The 15,331-nt window shown below is 58.1% G+C and carries 18 protein-coding genes and 4 tRNA genes; 14 read left to right on the top strand and 8 right to left on the bottom strand.

The window, feature by feature from the left end; genetic code table 11:
• Positions 1-53: 53 nt before the first annotated feature.
• Positions 54-1,115 (top strand): AI-2E family transporter, encoded by a 1,062-nt coding sequence (locus tag ACA071_RS20765; RefSeq protein ID WP_497640871.1) that lies wholly within the window; start codon positions 54-56, stop codon positions 1,113-1,115.
• Here the strand turns inward: ACA071_RS20765 and ACA071_RS20760 are convergent.
• The 3 genes from ACA071_RS20760 to ACA071_RS20750 all read right to left on the bottom strand — a co-directional run bounded on the left by ACA071_RS20760 (position 1,112) and on the right by ACA071_RS20750 (position 2,186).
• On the bottom strand, positions 1,112-1,294 hold the full coding sequence (locus ACA071_RS20760; RefSeq protein ID WP_497640870.1) for a hypothetical protein: 183 nt from the start codon (positions 1,292-1,294) through the stop codon (positions 1,112-1,114). The genes ACA071_RS20765 and ACA071_RS20760 overlap by 4 nt on opposite strands.
• 101 nt (positions 1,295-1,395) lie before the next feature.
• Positions 1,396-1,590 carry a hypothetical protein gene (locus ACA071_RS20755; protein ID WP_123409983.1) on the bottom strand — a complete coding sequence of 65 codons (195 nt, stop codon included), beginning with the start codon at positions 1,588-1,590 and terminating at the stop codon, positions 1,396-1,398.
• A 236-nt stretch (positions 1,591-1,826) separates the two neighbouring features.
• Positions 1,827-2,186 (bottom strand): hypothetical protein, encoded by a 360-nt coding sequence (locus ACA071_RS20750; RefSeq protein ID WP_149662255.1) that lies wholly within the window; start codon positions 2,184-2,186, stop codon positions 1,827-1,829.
• 245 nt (positions 2,187-2,431) lie between these two features.
• Between ACA071_RS20750 and ACA071_RS20745 the strand changes: the two genes are divergently transcribed.
• Complete coding sequence (locus ACA071_RS20745) at positions 2,432-3,250, top strand: shikimate 5-dehydrogenase (RefSeq protein ID WP_497640869.1); 819 nt, start codon at positions 2,432-2,434, stop codon at positions 3,248-3,250.
• A 164-nt stretch (positions 3,251-3,414) separates the two neighbouring features.
• Positions 3,415-3,933 (top strand): cupin domain-containing protein, encoded by a 519-nt coding sequence (locus ACA071_RS20740; protein ID WP_497640868.1) that lies wholly within the window; start codon positions 3,415-3,417, stop codon positions 3,931-3,933.
• 181 nt (positions 3,934-4,114) lie between these two features.
• Here ACA071_RS20740 and ACA071_RS20735 read toward each other — a convergent pair whose 3' ends face one another.
• Entirely contained in the window at positions 4,115-4,762 is a 648-nt protein-coding gene (locus ACA071_RS20735; RefSeq protein WP_497640867.1) for a YceH family protein, read from the bottom strand.
• A gap of 141 nt (positions 4,763-4,903) precedes the next feature.
• Between ACA071_RS20735 and ACA071_RS20730 the strand changes: the two genes are divergently transcribed.
• Positions 4,904-5,413, top strand: a complete 510-nt coding sequence (locus ACA071_RS20730; protein ID WP_497640866.1) for a DUF1993 domain-containing protein — start codon at positions 4,904-4,906, stop codon at positions 5,411-5,413.
• Between the two features lie 117 nt (positions 5,414-5,530).
• On the opposite strand, the gene sstT is transcribed toward ACA071_RS20730, so the two are convergent.
• On the bottom strand, positions 5,531-6,763 hold the full coding sequence (gene sstT, locus ACA071_RS20725) for a serine/threonine transporter SstT (RefSeq protein ID WP_497640865.1): 1,233 nt from the start codon (positions 6,761-6,763) through the stop codon (positions 5,531-5,533).
• Positions 6,764-7,094: 331 nt separating this feature from the next.
• Between sstT and ACA071_RS20720 the strand changes: the two genes are divergently transcribed.
• Positions 7,095-8,255, top strand: a complete 1,161-nt coding sequence (locus ACA071_RS20720) for an MFS transporter (RefSeq protein WP_497640864.1) — start codon at positions 7,095-7,097, stop codon at positions 8,253-8,255.
• Here ACA071_RS20720 and nhaR read toward each other — a convergent pair.
• Positions 8,242-9,141: a transcriptional activator NhaR gene (gene nhaR, locus ACA071_RS20715; protein ID WP_497640863.1), complete on the bottom strand. Its 900-nt coding sequence runs from the start codon at positions 9,139-9,141 to the stop codon at positions 8,242-8,244. The two genes, ACA071_RS20720 and nhaR, sit on opposite strands and share 14 nt — an antisense overlap.
• 134 nt (positions 9,142-9,275) lie before the next feature.
• Between nhaR and ACA071_RS20710 the strand changes: the two genes are divergently transcribed.
• The 5 genes from ACA071_RS20710 to ACA071_RS20690 all read left to right on the top strand — a co-directional run bounded on the left by ACA071_RS20710 (position 9,276) and on the right by ACA071_RS20690 (position 11,981).
• Complete coding sequence (locus ACA071_RS20710) at positions 9,276-9,518, top strand: hypothetical protein (protein ID WP_497640862.1); 243 nt, start codon at positions 9,276-9,278, stop codon at positions 9,516-9,518.
• 29 nt (positions 9,519-9,547) lie between these two features.
• Positions 9,548-10,297: a TerC family protein gene (locus ACA071_RS20705; RefSeq protein ID WP_497640861.1), complete on the top strand. Its 750-nt coding sequence runs from the start codon at positions 9,548-9,550 to the stop codon at positions 10,295-10,297.
• 413 nt (positions 10,298-10,710) lie between these two features.
• Entirely contained in the window at positions 10,711-11,439 is a 729-nt protein-coding gene (locus ACA071_RS20700) for a peptidase C39 family protein (RefSeq protein ID WP_497640860.1), read from the top strand.
• Positions 11,440-11,541: 102 nt separating this feature from the next.
• The gene (locus ACA071_RS20695; RefSeq protein ID WP_497640859.1) at positions 11,542-11,748 is read left to right on the top strand and encodes a DUF6021 family protein; all 207 of its coding nucleotides are present in this window, start codon (positions 11,542-11,544) and stop codon (positions 11,746-11,748) included.
• 17 nt (positions 11,749-11,765) lie between these two features.
• Entirely contained in the window at positions 11,766-11,981 is a 216-nt protein-coding gene (locus tag ACA071_RS20690; protein WP_497640858.1) for a hypothetical protein, read from the top strand.
• Positions 11,982-12,044: 63 nt separating this feature from the next.
• On the opposite strand, the gene pbpG is transcribed toward ACA071_RS20690, so the two are convergent.
• Both pbpG and folD read right to left on the bottom strand, forming a co-directional pair.
• The gene (gene pbpG, locus ACA071_RS20685; RefSeq protein WP_497640857.1) at positions 12,045-12,983 is read right to left on the bottom strand and encodes a D-alanyl-D-alanine endopeptidase; all 939 of its coding nucleotides are present in this window, start codon (positions 12,981-12,983) and stop codon (positions 12,045-12,047) included.
• 551 nt (positions 12,984-13,534) lie between these two features.
• Positions 13,535-14,389 (bottom strand): bifunctional methylenetetrahydrofolate dehydrogenase/methenyltetrahydrofolate cyclohydrolase FolD, encoded by an 855-nt coding sequence (folD, locus tag ACA071_RS20680; protein ID WP_497640856.1) that lies wholly within the window; start codon positions 14,387-14,389, stop codon positions 13,535-13,537.
• Positions 14,390-14,663: 274 nt separating this feature from the next.
• Between folD and ACA071_RS20675 the strand changes: the two genes are divergently transcribed.
• The 4 genes from ACA071_RS20675 to ACA071_RS20660 all read left to right on the top strand — a co-directional run bounded on the left by ACA071_RS20675 (position 14,664) and on the right by ACA071_RS20660 (position 15,143).
• A tRNA-Arg gene (locus tag ACA071_RS20675) sits at positions 14,664-14,740 on the top strand.
• A 32-nt stretch (positions 14,741-14,772) separates the two neighbouring features.
• Positions 14,773-14,848: transfer RNA gene (locus ACA071_RS20670), tRNA-His, on the top strand.
• Between the two features lie 56 nt (positions 14,849-14,904).
• Positions 14,905-14,989, top strand: a tRNA-Leu gene (locus ACA071_RS20665).
• Between the two features lie 78 nt (positions 14,990-15,067).
• Positions 15,068-15,143 (top strand) — tRNA-His (locus ACA071_RS20660).
• Positions 15,144-15,331 lie beyond the last annotated feature (188 nt).

Raw genomic sequence — 15,331 nt, 5'->3', positions numbered from 1 at the left:
CGGCTCTTCAATACAAGAGCAGGCGTCCCTTTGCGCACTGACATGGATTGGACATGAAAGAAATCACGCTACAAAACAGATCGCTGCTCGTATTACTGCTGGTAGTGACCCTCGCCTTTATTTGGATTCTCTTGCCGTTTTACGGTGCGGTGTTCTGGGCCGTGATCCTCGGTATCGTCTTCGCGCCCTTGCAGCGGCGGATGCAATTGAAGTTCGGCTGGCAGCGCAACGTGACCTCCCTCTGCACGTTGAGCATCTGTCTGGTGATCGCGATTTTGCCGGTGATCATCATCAGCGTCTTGCTGGTTCAGGAGGGCACGTCGTTGTACAACCGCATCGAAAGCGGTGAGCTGGATATCGCGGGGTATGTGTCGCAGTTCAAGCATGGCTTGCCGCCGTATTTGCAGCATTTGCTTGATCGGTTCGGCGTGGGTGAGTTGAAGGGGGTGCAGGACAAAATCGTCAAGGGCGCGATGCAGGGCAATCAATTCGTTGCCACGCAGGTGTTCAGTGTGGGCCAAGGGACATTCGAGTTTATCGTCAGCTTTTTCATCATGCTGTACCTGTTGTTCTTCTTTCTGCGGGACGGTGCCGAGCTGGCGCGCAAAGTCCGCACCGCCGTGCCGTTGCAGGAACAACAGAAACGCCGCTTGCAGCTCAAGTTTAATCGCGTGGTGCGGGCCACCGTCAAAGGCAACCTGCTGGTGGCCATCACGCAGGGTGCGTTGGGTGGTTTGATTTTCTGGTTTCTGGACATCCCCAGTGTGCTGCTCTGGGCGGTGTTGATGGCGTTTCTGTCGTTGTTGCCAGCGGTCGGGGCGGGGATTGTCTGGGCGCCGGTGGCCTTGTACTTCCTGCTCAGCGGGTCGATCTGGCAGGGCGTGGTGCTGGGGCTGTTCGGGGTGTTTGTGATTGGCCTGGTGGACAACGTGCTGCGGCCGATCCTGGTGGGCAAAGACACTCGCATGCCCGATTACATGATCCTGATCTCGACCTTGGGTGGCATGGCCGTCTTCGGTCTGAACGGGTTTGTGATCGGGCCGTTGATTGCCGCGCTCTTCATGTCGAGCTGGGCGATCTTCGTCGAAACCAAACCGCGGGTGCAGCTACCTTAGGCGATGAGCTGGACGGTGCCGATGCGTTGCGAAAGGGCCTGGGCAGCGGGAAGCGAGGTGAGCGGGCCGCTGACCGGTTCGCCGTCGCGCATCACATACCAACAGGCGAGCAATCCCAGCTCTCTGAGTGATGCGGGAACGGCGCTGCCGATAACGGACATGATCTGAACCTGGGACATAAGTACCTCCATCAATCTATGGGGGCTACCTTACGGACCAAGCGGTTCGACGGATAATCAACGTTCTCGATAGTGGTCATTGACGCCAGCGAGTGTGGCGGTCAATCCACGACCAGATCGAGCATATGCACGACTTCCTGCTCGTTGAGCAGGCCTTTACGTACCAGGTTTTCGGCCAGCAGCGAAAGAAACTTGGCGCTGCGATGGCCTTCCAGGTGCTTGAGTTCGGTCAATGCGTTGTACACCTTACTGGATGTGCACAAGCCGACATTGCGGTGCGGGTTTTGCGTGGGCATGAGGTCGTCCTTGTTTTTATCAACCTGTTGTTTACGGACAGCTCCAACTGTGCGGACCTGTCATGACATAAATATGACCGTTTTTCCCAAAGTAAGGGTAGGGCGGTCCAGTCAATCTTGCCTACTTTACCCGCCGACACTGTCCCGACAGCGACCTTGACGAGATTTATTCAGACTTCGCCCGAGTGGCGGGCATAAAAAAGGCCCCGCTTTTAAGGCGGGGCCTGATAAGTCAGTTAGTAGCGTGGGCCACCATAGTAACCATGGGGACGGCCGTAATAGCCGCGTGGTGGGCCGTAATAAACCGGCGCCGGGCGGTAGTAGACCGGTTGCTGCACGTACACCGGGGCCGGCTGGTAGTAAACCGGTGGTGGCGGTTGTTGTACGTAAACCGGTTGTGGCTGAACGTAAACCGGCGCCTGCTCTACATAGACGGGCCGATTGGCGTTGATGAGGGCCGAGCCGACGATGGCCGAGCCAACGATAGCACCAAACACCGCTGGACCTTGCCAACCGCCACCGCCATGGGCCTCTGCCTGTCCTGCGACAGCCAGTACACCAATCAACAAGGCTACTGTGGGGATTTTACGGATCATGATAATTCCTCGGTTCTTCGACCCGGCGCTTGAATCTGCAATAGACCCAAGGATTGTCGCGGGGATACTTCTAAGACAGCGCTTTTTTGAAAAACAGCACGGCCGTTAGGTAAATTTTGTGTAAGGTCTGTACCGGCTTCCTTACGGTCCTGCAAAGCCCCGTGCAGACAGGCCTTATGATCGAACAGAACAGGATGGCATGGCTAATCCCGTCTATCCGAAAGTACATTGGAAGGAGAAGTTTCATGCAGATGAACCCCAACAAAGACACCCAGCTGTGCATGTCGCTCTCAGGGCGCCCCGGGAACTTTGGCCTGCGATTTCACAATCATCTGTACGAACAGTTGGGGCTGAATTTTTACTACAAGGCCTTCAGCAGTAAGGACCTGACCGGCGCGGTCGGTGGCATCCGCGCCTTGGGCATTCGCGGTTGCGGCGTGTCGATGCCGTTCAAGGAAGCCTGTATCGCGCTGGTCGATGAACTGGACGCCTCCGCCGCGGCCATTCAGTCGATCAACACCATCGTCAATACCGATGGCCACCTCAAGGCCTACAACACCGATTACATCGCCATCGCCCAATTACTCGAAACCCACCAGGTGCCCAAGGACTCAAGCTTTGCCCTGCGCGGCAGCGGCGGCATGGCTAAAGCGGTGGCCAGTGCCTTGCGCGATGGCGGTTACGCAAACGGTTTGATCGTGGCCCGAAACGAGCGCGCCGGGCGGGCTTTGGCCGAGTCGCTGGGCTATGAATGGCAAGCCGAACTGGGCGCCAGGCGCCCGCAGATGCTGATCAACGTCACGCCAATCGGCATGACTGGCGGGCCGGAGGCCGATCAGCTGGCATTCGACGCTGAGGTGATCAAGTCTGCAGAGACTGTATTCGATGTAGTAGCTATCCCCTCGGAAACACCGCTGATCGTGCGCGGTCGGGCCGAAGGCAAGCGGGTGATTACCGGGCTGGAAGTGATTGCGATCCAGGCACTGGAGCAGTTTGTGCTTTATACCGGTGTGCGGCCGACGGCTGAGCAGTTCCAGGCGGCGGTGGCGTTTGCCCGGAGCTGATTACGGCTAAAAGTCAAAAGATCGCAGCCTCCGGCGGCTCCTACAGGGTGTACACAATCCATGTAGCAGCTGCCGAAGGCTGCGATCTTTTGCATTGGGCCGGTTCTATACTGGCCATCAGCAAGCAAAGACTTGCCACCCACATCACCGTGATCGAGGTCTCCATGCATCCTGCCATTCTTAATCTGGATCAGGCCGAGCTGTTGCCGCTGCCTGAAGCGGTGGCCCCGGAGGGCGACACCGCCGACCGCTATCAACAACGCATGGCCCGCATCGGCCAGCAACTGGGCGCGCAGAAGCTCGGTTATCGTTTGTATGCGCTGGAGCCGGGGATGCGTGGCAGTCCGTTTCATAGCCATCGGGTCAATGAGGAGATGTTTTACGTCGTCGCCGGGGAAGGCGAGGTCCGCCTCGGCGCCGAGCGCTTCCCGATCCGCGCCGGTGACGTGATCGCCTGCCCGCCGGGCGGTCCTGAAATGGCGCATCAGATCATCAATAGCAGCAACGCCGAATTGCGTTATTTGGCGGTCAGCACCCAGCAATCACCGGAGATTTGTGAGTACCCGGATTCAGGCAAGTACGTGGTGATGGATGATTTCAAGGTCGACGCTGAAGGCAACACTTCAGGTTTCGTCGCCGTGGCCAGACAGGCCGACGGGATCGACTACTGGAACGGCGAGTAATATTCCCGATCGATCCATTTTTTTGTAGCAGCTGCCGAGCCCGCGAGGCTGCGTTCGGCTGCGGAGCAGTCGTAAAATCAGGCTCCACGGTCATTTCAGGTAGACCGCGAGCGCAGGATTTGCGAGGACTTCGTCCTCGAGCGCAGCCTCGCGGGCTCGGCAGCTGCTACGAACAGCCTCATTATTCGAGGCGTGCCAGTCGTTCTTCCAGTGCGGCAATCCGCGCTTCCAGCTCTTCGATCCGCTCCACCGATACGCCGCTGCCAGCGCCACGTTCCACCGGGTTCTGCCGGGCCGCGAGGATCACTTCGATATCCGCCGGATCGCCCAATGCATGCATATAACGGTCTTCACGCTGCCCCGCCTGACGCGGAATCAACAGCGCCAAACCGCGAGCGATCAAGCGTTCCAGCTGATGCACCACCTGCTCGGCATCTTCGAACTCATGCATGCGGCCGCTGCGGGTCAGCAGTTCATTGACCGTTTGCGGGCCGCGCAAAAACAACAGCCCGGTCAAGATCACCTGGGCCGGCACCAGCTCCAGCGCCTTGTCCACCTTGTGTTCCCAGCGATCGGCACGGCTGCCCATCACCAGTCGGGTAAACCCGCGCCCTTCGAGGGCACGCAGGCTCTGGCCGACCTGGCCCTGGGTGAGGTTCATCACCGGTTCGCGGCTGGTTTTCTGGTTGCAGGCGATGACCAGCGCATTGAGGGTCAGCGGATAGGTTTCCGGGCTGGTGGCCTGTTTCTCGATCAAGGAGCCCAGAATGCGGATTTCCGCGCTGTTGAGGCGCGGCTCGTCGAAGGTCGTCTCTTGCTCAGTGCTCATTCGCGCTTTTCCCTTTGCTGTCGAAGCGTGCAGTCGAAGCCGCCTAGCCTAATCCTTGCGAAACAAAAGGCAAGCCGCCCGGTCATCAAGCATGGCTATAATCGCTCCACGTTTTCACACCCGCCACAACACGAGACTGCCATGACCATTTCTTTGTACGCCGCTTCCGTCCCGGTTTTCCAACAAATGCTCAACGCCCTGAGCGATGTCCTGAACAAGGCTGAAGCCCACGCCACCGCCAAGAACATCGACCCGAACGCGTTCCTGCAAGCCCGTCTGTACCCTGACATGTTCCCCCTGGTGCGTCAGGTGCAGATCGCCGTTGATTTTGCCAAGGGTGTTTCTTCTCGTCTGGCCGAGATCGAAGTACCGAAATACGAAGACACCGAAACCACCTTCGCCGAGCTGCAAGCATTGATCACCAAAGTTCTGGCTTACATCGGCGAGATCAAGCCTGAGCAGATCGATGGCAAGGAAGGCATCGAGATCGTCACCCGTCCAGGCACGCCGAAAGAGAAGCGCTTCAGCGGCCAGGCTTACCTGCTGAGCTACGGCCTGCCGCAGTTCTTCTTCCACGTCACCACCACCTACGCCTTGCTGCGTCACAACGGTGTAGAAGTGGGCAAGCGCGATTACATGGGCGCGTTCTAAAACACCCGGCTACAAAAAATCCCGCCTTGGCGGGATTTTTTTTGAGTCAAAAAATCGCAGCCTCGTTTCACTCTGTAGGAGCTGTCGAGTGAAACGAGGCTGCGATCTTTTGATCTTTTACACCAAACGCCGGGCTTTCTCGTCTTCGCCCAAACACGCTGCGGCGGTAAACAACACATCGGTAGACGAATTCAACGCCGTCTCCGCCGAGTCCTGCAACACACCAATAATGAAACCCACCGCCACCACCTGCATGGCGATTTCACTCGGAATGCCAAACAGGCTGCACGCCAGTGGAATCAGCAACAACGAACCACCCGCCACGCCCGAAGCGCCACAGGCGCAAATTGCTGCGACAACGCTGAGCAAAATGGCCGTCGGAATATCCACAGTAATCCCTAGCGTATGCACGGCCGCCAGGGTCAACACGGTGATGGTGATCGCCGCACCAGCCATGTTGATGGTCGCACCGAGCGGGATCGACACCGAGTAGGTGTCTTCATGCAAACCCAGGCGCTTGCTCAATTCCAGATTGACCGGAATGTTCGCCGCCGAACTGCGGGTGAAGAACGCGGTGATGCCGCTTTCCCGCAGGCACATCAGCACCAGCGGATAAGGATTACGCCGCAGTTTCCAGAACACGATGGCCGGGTTCATCACCAGCGCCACAAACACCATGCAGCCCAGCAATACCGCCAGCAGGTGCATGTAGCCGATCAGGGCACCAAAACCCGAGGTCGCCAGGGTCGAAGCCACCAGCCCGAAAATCCCCAGTGGCGCAAAGCGAATCACCAGACGCACGATCAAGGTCACGCCGTTGGACAAGTCGCCCAGTACCTCGCGGGTGGTGTCACCGGCGTGGCGAATGGCAACGCCCATGCCGATTGCCCACGCCAGAATGCCGATGAAGTTGGCGTTCATCAGCGCACTGACCGGGTTGTCGACCACGCTCAGCAGCAGACTTTGCAGCACTTCACCGATACCGCCCGGCGCAGTTACCGCAACATCATGCGTCGCCAGCACCAGGCTCGACGGGAACAGCGTGCTGGCAACCACCGCGACCACGGCGGCAGCAAAGGTACCCAATAGATAAAGAAACAGAATCGGCCGGATGTGGGTTTCCTGGCCGTGTTTGTGGTTGGCGATCGAGGCCATGACCAGCACGAACACCAGGATCGGTGCGACGGCTTTAAGGGCCGCTACAAACACTTTGCCGATGAACGCGGTGGACTTCGCCACTTCCGGTGCGAACAGGGCCAGGGCGATGCCGGCGATCAGGCCGATGACGATTTGCGTGACCAGGCTGGTGCGTTTCAAACGGTGCAGTAGGGAAGGGGATGAAGCGCTCATAACGGTATCTCTGATTTTTTAGGTACAGGGTTCCGCAGGTCACGCAGCAGTAAGCAGGGCAGGCTACATGGAGGAACCGAGGGGGTATCGCGACATCAATGCCAGCAACTGGCCGATGAACAGGGTGTACGAATCGCAGGGCGCGGACTTTATCACAGGGTCGTCTCGATCCTTCAGACCTGTGACGATCTGCCACTCAGGTTTCAACGCAATAGGCAGGTTCATGCAACCCGGTTCGGAAACACTCTGTTAAGATTCGCCCTCCTCATTTTCAAGTTCTGCCAGCGGGCCTTCGGGCTATCGCTGCTGTCGTCGTTTTCTGGAGTTCCACATGCTGCTGCCCATTCTTCTGTTGTCGGCCGCCGGTTTCACGGTGCTGACCACGGAATTCATCATCGTCGGCCTGTTGCCGGCGCTCGCTCGGGACCTTGAGGTCAGCATTCCCCAAGCAGGATTGCTGGTGACCTTGTTCGCCTTTACCGTGGCCGCGTTCGGCCCGTTCCTGACGGCGTACTTCGCCCGGTTCGAGCGGCGCAAACTGTTCATCTCGGTGCTGATCATGTTTGGCGTGGCCAACACCGTCGCAGCGTTAGCGCCAAATATCTGGGTGATGGCCTTTGCCCGGTTGATTCCAGCGCTAGGCTTACCGGTGTTCTGGGCCCTGGCCAGTGAAACAGCGGTGGACATCGTCGGACCGGATCATGCTGGACGGGCCATTTCCAAGATCGGGTTCGGGATTGTCTGCGCCATGGTGTTTGGCATTCCGGTCGGTACGCTGATTTCCGATGCATTCGGCTGGCGCAGCGCCTTCGGCATTCTGGCGGTGATCGCGTTTGCCAAGGCTTTGCTGCTGTTTATCTACTTGCCGAGAACCATCCTGCATCAGAATCAAGTGAGCTTTCGTTCACAGTTCAAAATCTTGCGCAGCCCGTTGATGATCGGTCATGTGCTGCTGTCGATTCTGGTGTTTACCGGCATGTTCACCGCTTATACCTACCTGGCGGACATTCTTGAACGCCTGGCCGGTTTCAATGGCACACTGGTCGGCTGGTGCCTGATGGGCTTCGGTGCGGTGGGGCTGATCGGCAACTGGTGGGGCGGCCGTGCGGTGGATCGTCATCCGCTGATCGCGTCGATGATGTTCTGCGCGTTCTTGATTGCCGGCATGATCGCGTTGGTGCCGAACATTCATTCGCCGCTCGGTCTGGCGGCGGCGATGGGCATTTGGGGGATCACTCAAGCAGCCCTGTTTTTGGTCAGCCATGTGCGTTTGATGAAAGCCGCTCCCGAGGCGCCGGCCTTTGCCGCGTCGCTGAACATCGCCGGGGCCAACCTCGGGATTGGCCTCGGCGCGATGGTTGGCGGTCGGGTGATCAACGCTGTCGGCCTGAGTGGCCTGGGTTTTGCGGCGGCTGCTTTCATCCTGGCTTCGATCCTGCTAGCCATGGCGCTGATGACCATGAAGCCGCGTGAGCCGGTCATAGTTCAGTAAACAGCTCGCGTCGGGCACCTTCGGTAATGGCGACAATGCCGGGGTGCTTGACCTTGCGATCCACTGAAATGGCATAGAACGACTCGGTCACTGCGTCGGTCTGGCCGATCAATTCCACGCCGTATTGGCGTTTCACCTCGTCGGCAATCACGCTCGGGCCAATGAAAATCCCGCTGCCGGATTGACCGAAGGCCTGCATCAACGCGCTATCGTCGAACTCACCGACGATCCGCGGCTGAATCTGCTGCTCGGCAAACCAGCGCTGCAAACGACTGCGCACCACGGTTTCCGGCCCGGGAATCAGCAGCGGTGCGCCGTGCAGGCTGCGCGGGAAATCCTGGCCGTATTGCGCCGCCAATTCTTTTGTCGCAAAAAAACTGATCCCGCATTCACCGAGTTTCTGGCTGTAGCCCTTGATGTCCAGGTGCGACGGCATCGGGCTGTCGGAGATCACTAGGTCCAGGCGCTGGATCGCCAGGTCGGCGAGCAAACGTTCCAGTTTGTCCTCGCGGCAGGTGATGCGCAGCGGCTCGCTCAATTCCATGGTCGGCGCGATCAGTCGATAGACGATGGATTTTGGCACCACGTCCGCTACGCCGACCCGGAACAGAATCTGCTGCTCATTGGGCTGGGCGCGGAGCATCAGCTCCAGTTCGCCACCGAGCTGGAACATCTGCTCGGCGTAGGGCAGGGTCTGGCGCCCGGCCTCGGTGAGTTCCAGATTACGGCCGACCCGGCGAAACAACTCGATGCCGTAGGTTTGCTCGAACAGGGAAATCTGCCCGCTGATGGTTTGTGGCGTCAGGTTCAGTTGCTCGCAGGCGCGGACGATGCTGCCGGTCTTGGCCACCACCCAGAAGTAATGCAGCTGTCGATAATTCAGCATGGCGACCTACACTTCGTTAAACCCGAAGTATACCCGTTAAAAAAACGAATTTTCCTGAAGTGTTCGCCTGCATAGAATGCCTCGCTATCGACGGGGTGCCTTTTCGCGCCTGTCCGTTCTAACGAGGAAAGCCCATGAAACTTACCGCTACGGCAGTGTTAATCACGTCTTTACTGGTATTGGCCGGTTGCGACCAAGCCGAAAAGAGCGCCCAACAACTGATGGGCAAGGCCACCGAGACCGCCAAACAGGCCATCGACGACACCCATAAGGCCGCCGAACAGGCCCTCAGCGACGCCACCGGCGGCCTGATCAGCAAGAAAGAGCAAGCGGGCGAAGATAAAGAGAAATCCGAATCTTCGTCTCAGGAAATCTAATCCGTCTTACAGCGAGTCAGGACTGACCCATGGAATACCTTGTAGAACTAGCCGCCAGCCCCACCGCCTGGGTCGCCCTGGCCACGTTGATCGTCATGGAAATCGTGCTCGGCATCGATAACTTGATCTTCATTTCGATCCTGACTAATAAACTGCCGGAACAGCATCGGCAGAAAGCGCGCCGCATCGGTATCGGCATGGCGCTGATCCTGCGATTGGCGCTGTTGAGCACCATCGCCTTCATCGTCCAGCTGACCGAACCGGTGCTCGACATCCTCGGCCAGACGTTCTCCTGGAAGGACATGATTTTGATCGCCGGTGGCTTGTTCCTGTTGTGGAAGGCGACCACTGAAATCCATCACAGCATGGACCCGGCGCCGGACGATCCGAAGTCGGCCACCTCCGGCGTCAGCCTGGGTTTTGCGGCGGCGATCGGGCAGATCCTGATCCTCGACATGGTGTTCTCCATCGACAGCATCATTACCGCCGTCGGCATGACCGAGCATTTGCCGATCATGATCATCGCGGTGGTGGTGTCGGTACTGGTGATGTTGCTGGCCGCTGATCCGCTGGCCAAGTTCATCAACGACAACCCGACCGTAGTGATGCTGGCCTTGGGCTTCCTGATCATGATCGGCATGACGCTGATCGCCGAAGGCTTCGGTGCCCACGTACCGAAAGGCTACGTTTATGCGGCGATGGCGTTCTCGGCCACGATCGAGGGGTTGAACATGATGTCCCGGCGGGCCAAGCAGAAGCGAATCGCTGCTGAAGCTTAACCGGCGCTAAACAGAACGGCCGCCTGCACTCGAAAGAGTCCAGGCGGCCGTTTTTGTTTGGCGGGCTGAAAGCGCCGGTCAGTGCGCTGTGGCGGGGCGCGCCGTTGGTTGATCGGGTTTCGCAGGTGCCGATTGCACCGGGTGGTGATGGTGCCGGCGGGTGATACGCAGGACTCCCCATAACATGGCGGCGGCAACGGCCAGCCAGCCGGAAATCAGCATTACGATTGTCATTGTCAGGCTCATCGGTGCCTCCTCTTTGCCCTGCTGCGGGCGCACACGCTATGCAAGTGACAGTCTAGTCGCTGCTGTGTTTCAGGCTATTGACCAAAGGTCGCCTGTCACCAACCACTTCGCTCTATCGAATGCAAACAACTGCCGGTTAAGGCTATACCGCTGTCGCATGGCGTCCTATGATCAATGGCCAAGCCGGGGGCACGATTGCCTGGCGTCTGAACAAGAGAGTGATGATGGTGCGGGTATTTTCTCGAATTCGTTCTGCAGTGCTGGTGATGGGCTGCGTCAGCCTGTTGGCGGGTTGCGCGGGCAGCGTGGCGCCGGAGGTCAAGCGTCTGCCGGAACGTGTCGAACTCAGCGGTACGTTCTACCGCGGCCAGGCCAATCAAAGCGGGCCGCAAGTCCTCGCCAGCATGTTGTCCCAGCAAGGCGTGGTGATTACGCCGGGGCTGCTGGAAAAACCCCTGCATTTGCCGGGCGCCGAGGCTCAGTTGCAGCAGAACATGCAGAACCTGGCCCGCGAATACGGCATGGTGGTGTATCCCCTCGATAGCAATCTGCCGGCGTTGTTGACCCAGGTCGCCGCCGGTTATCCGGTCATGGTGCGTTTCACGGAAGGCTCGGCGTTCTGGGCCGAACCGCGCTACGCCATCCTCGCCGGATACAACCGTCAAAAGCAGACGGTGTTGTTGCGGTCCGGGATGAACCGTCGCTTGTTGATGGGTTTCAATTCGTTTGAGTCATCCTTCAAGGATGCTGGCGGCTGGGCCGTGCTGATCCAGAAGCCGAACCAGATTCCGGCCAGGGTCGATGAACAACGCTGGCTCAAGGCCGCGAGCGATCTGGGGCAGGCGGGTCAAGAGCAGGCTGCGGCGCGGGCGACCAAGGCGTTGAAGGCTCAGTAAGTCTCGTGAGCTCCGTTCGTCATCTCCAGGGCACCGTCGCGTGCCCTTGGCCTCTTATGGGTAGGGCCCGGATTTCTCCGGGCCAGACTCAAGGAGGCGTCCATGGCACATTCCACCACCCCAGACGGTCCGCATTCTTCCGAGCATTCTTCTGGCAATGAGCTGGGTTTCGATCCCGACTCGCCGGACCTCGCTGACCCTCAGGTCGATCCCGTCGGTCCTGCCAAGGCGCCCAGGGATATCAAACCGGGCGACGACGACAAGAAGCCGGCGAAACCGTATGACCCACTGGCTGATCTCAAACCCTGACGTGCAGTGAGGTGTTTATGTCTACCGATTCGAGTTTTGACGACAAACGTCCGGACAGCGTCCCGACTACCCCCGAAGATGACATCGACCCTGTGCTGGATCCGGACAGCCCGCTGAGGGATCCGTTGGCGCGTCCCATGGTGGTACCGACGGAGCATCCGCAAGGCCACAAAGACCCGAGTGCCGGGGACGGCATTCCAGATGACGACCAGATGCCGCTGCCCAACGATTAGTCCACGGATCCGCGATAAAAAAAAGCCCCGACAAATCGGGGCTTTGTTATTGCTGGCGCCGGCCTATTTCGAGGCTTCAACCACACCACTCTGACGATGCTTCAGATTCTTCGCGGCTTTGTATTGCAAGGCAACGGAGGGCGCATCGGTGCTGCGACCCGTTTCGACCCAGCTGCGGATTCGGTTGGCGTCGGCAAAGTGTGTGTACTTGCCGAATGCATCGAGAATTACCAGCGCCACGGGACGATTGCCCATGCTGGTCACCAGGACGAGGCAATGACCGGCCTCATTGGTAAAGCCGGTCTTGGTGATCTTGATGTCCCAATTGGCCTTTTTCACCAAATGATCGGTGTTGTGAAAGCCCAGGGTGTAGTTGGGTTTGCGGAACGCCACGGTGGTTTCTTTGGTGGTGGTCAGTTCGGTCAGTAGCGGGTATTTGTGCGCAGCGATCAGCAATTTGCTCAGGTCGCGAGCCGTCGAGACGTTGCGCGGGGAAAGCCCGGTGGGTTCAACGAAGTGGGTGCTGGACATGCCCAGCGCCTTGGCCTTGGCGTTCATGGCTGCAATGAACGCGACGTAGCCGCCTGGGTAATGGTGGGCGAGGGTGGCGGCAGCGCGGTTCTCCGAGGACATCAGCGCAATCAGCAACATCTTCTTGCGCGGTAGCTCGCTATTGAGCTTGACCCGGGAGAACACGCCTTTCATTTCCGGCGTATGGCTGATGTCGACGTTGATGTATTCGTCCATGTTCTGATGGGCTTCAACCACCACCAGACCAGTCATCAGTTTACTGACCGAGGCGATGGGCACCACCACGTCGGGATTGTTGGAATAAATGATTTTGTTGGTCTGCAGATCCATCAGCAGAGCGCTGCCGGAAGCAATCTTGAGTTGCGAGGCGTCGCGTGGTGCTGCGGTGGTTTCCGCAGCGTGGGTCATTGGCGTGATAACAGTCCCTGTCAACGCAAAAAATAGGCTCAGGATGGAAAGACGGATTTTCACGCGGGCGGACTCATAAGGGTGGATATGCCGTTTTGTTACGGGCTGTTTCTTAAAAACGACGCATTTTATGAGTATGAGCCACGAAAGTGCTAGGCGCCTGTATGACGAGCGCTTTATATGAAGAAAATTTAATGTTTTTTGATGCCTGCCGTTGCCGAGCAGGCGCCGGAGTGACTCACTTTTGATCGTTCGCCGCGGGTCGGGTTTGCGTTTGATCAGGGGCGCCAGCATGGCGACGTTCTGCTGATCGCGTCGGTCTTGTTCACTAAACGGATCTAACAGTTCTTTTTATTCAAAATGCGCCCCGATCAGGATGTTAAGAGTGTCGAGCCGCGCAAACAGAAAGTGTTCGGCCGTCATGTCCGGTGTCGCTCAGAGCGCCATCAGAAACCTCAGGTACAACGGGTGGCAAACTAGCTTGTAGATTAAAGGGGATTTGAAGGTGGGGTTCTCGGGGCTGGCAGGATAAAAGGCGTTGAGTGTCCCGTGTCTGAAAACAAGAAACCCCGCCAATGGCGGGGTTTCTTGTCTGTTCGGCGTAGCCGATGGAATCAGCCGTGCAGCGTTTCTGCGGCGTACAGCGTGTTTTCCAGCAGGCAGGCGCGGGTCATCGGGCCGACGCCCCCCGGTACCGGGGTAATCCAGCCAGCGCGGGGCAGCGCGGTTTCATAGATCACGTCACCGACCAGCTTGCCGTCTTCCTGGCGGTTGATGCCGACGTCGATCACGATCGCACCTTCCTTGATCCACTCACCTTTAACCAGGCCCGGCTTGCCGGCGGCTACCACGACCAGATCGGCGCGGCCGACGTGACCGGCCAGATCCTTGGTGAAGCGGTGGGTGACGGTGACGGTGCAGCCGGCCAGCAGCAATTCCATCGCCATCGGGCGGCCAACAATGTTGGAGGCGCCGACAATCACAGCATCCATCCCGTAAAGATCAACACCGGTGCTTTCCAGCAGGGTCATGATGCCTTTGGGTGTGCACGGGCGCAGCAGCGGAATGCGTTGGGCCAGGCGACCGACGTTATAAGGGTGGAACCCGTCGACATCTTTATCCGGACGAATGCGCTCCAGCAATTTGGAGGCGTCCAGGTGGGCAGGCAAAGGAAGCTGAAGCAGGACGCCGTCGATTGCCGGGTCGTCGTTCAGGCCATCGATCAGCTCGGTCAGCGCTTCTTGAGTGGTTTCAGAAGGCAGGTCGTAGGCCTGGGACAGGAAGCCGACCTCTTCACAGTCTTTACGCTTGTGCGAGACATAAACCTGAGAGGCAGGATCGCTGCCGACCAGGATCACCGCAAGGCCGGGCGTACGCAGGCCTTGCTGGCGACGCTCGGTAACTCGTTTGGCGAGCTGCTGGCGCAGGCTGGCGGCGATCGATTTGCCGTCGATTAGTTGTGCAGTCATTGCGCGTGATTAACCATCGAGAGGGGAAAAAAAGAGGGCGCATTCTCGCATGTCAGGCGGCAAGGGCAAAGGCGCTTGGTCTGCAAATTCCTCTAAGCCCTTTAATTAAATGAATTTTTTTTAAAAAGGATTTGACGGCCTTTGGGGCGCTCTATATTATTCGTCGCACTTGTCGGGCACAGCCTAGCACTGGATGAGAAGGTCAAGCAGGATTACGGTTCTGTGAGGCTGGAAGCACTTAGTTTGTAGTCCTCCAAGAGTACAGATTAATAAGGCGCCCGTAGCTCAGCTGGATAGAGCATCCGCCTTCTAAGCGGATGGTCGCAGGTTCGAGTCCTGCCGGGTGCGCCATTAGGCAGCTTTGGCACAAGTAGCGTTATATGGTGGGCGTAGCTCAGTTGGTAGAGCACGGGATTGTGACTCCCGTTGTCGAGGGTTCGATCCCCTTCGTCCACCCCATATTTCAAAAGGCGCCAGATTAACAGTCTGGCGCCTTTGCTTTAACAGCTTCAACTGCGGATGTGGTGGAATTGGTAGACACACTGGATTTAGGTTCCAGCGCCGAAAGGTGTAAGAGTTCGAGTCTCTTCATCCGCACCAAATAAAGCTTCACTCAGGCCATTGGCCAGGGTTGGAGCGCAGCAAGGAAGTTGTTTGGCTTCTTTGTAAGGCAATATGGTGGGCGTAGCTCAGTTGGTAGAGCACGGGATTGTGACTCCCGTTGTCGAGGGTTCGATCCCCTTCGTCCACCCCATATTTCGAGAGGCGCCAGATTTAACAGTCTGGCGCCTTTTTTGTTTTAGCGGTTCGAGTGTTCAGCGGCTGCAGGTTCTGGGTCGCCGGGGTGGGGTGTTTCGTCGTATTTATGTTTCTCGATGATGCCGCGCCGCCCGCCGGCCTTGCTCGCAAGATCGGCTGTCAGGGAGATAATTGGCAACTTCT

The sequence above is a fragment of the Pseudomonas sp. LBUM1646 genome, from assembly GCF_059716165.1.
Note: the sequence above shows the minus strand (reverse complement) of the source record. Positions and strands in the feature narration are given on the sequence as shown.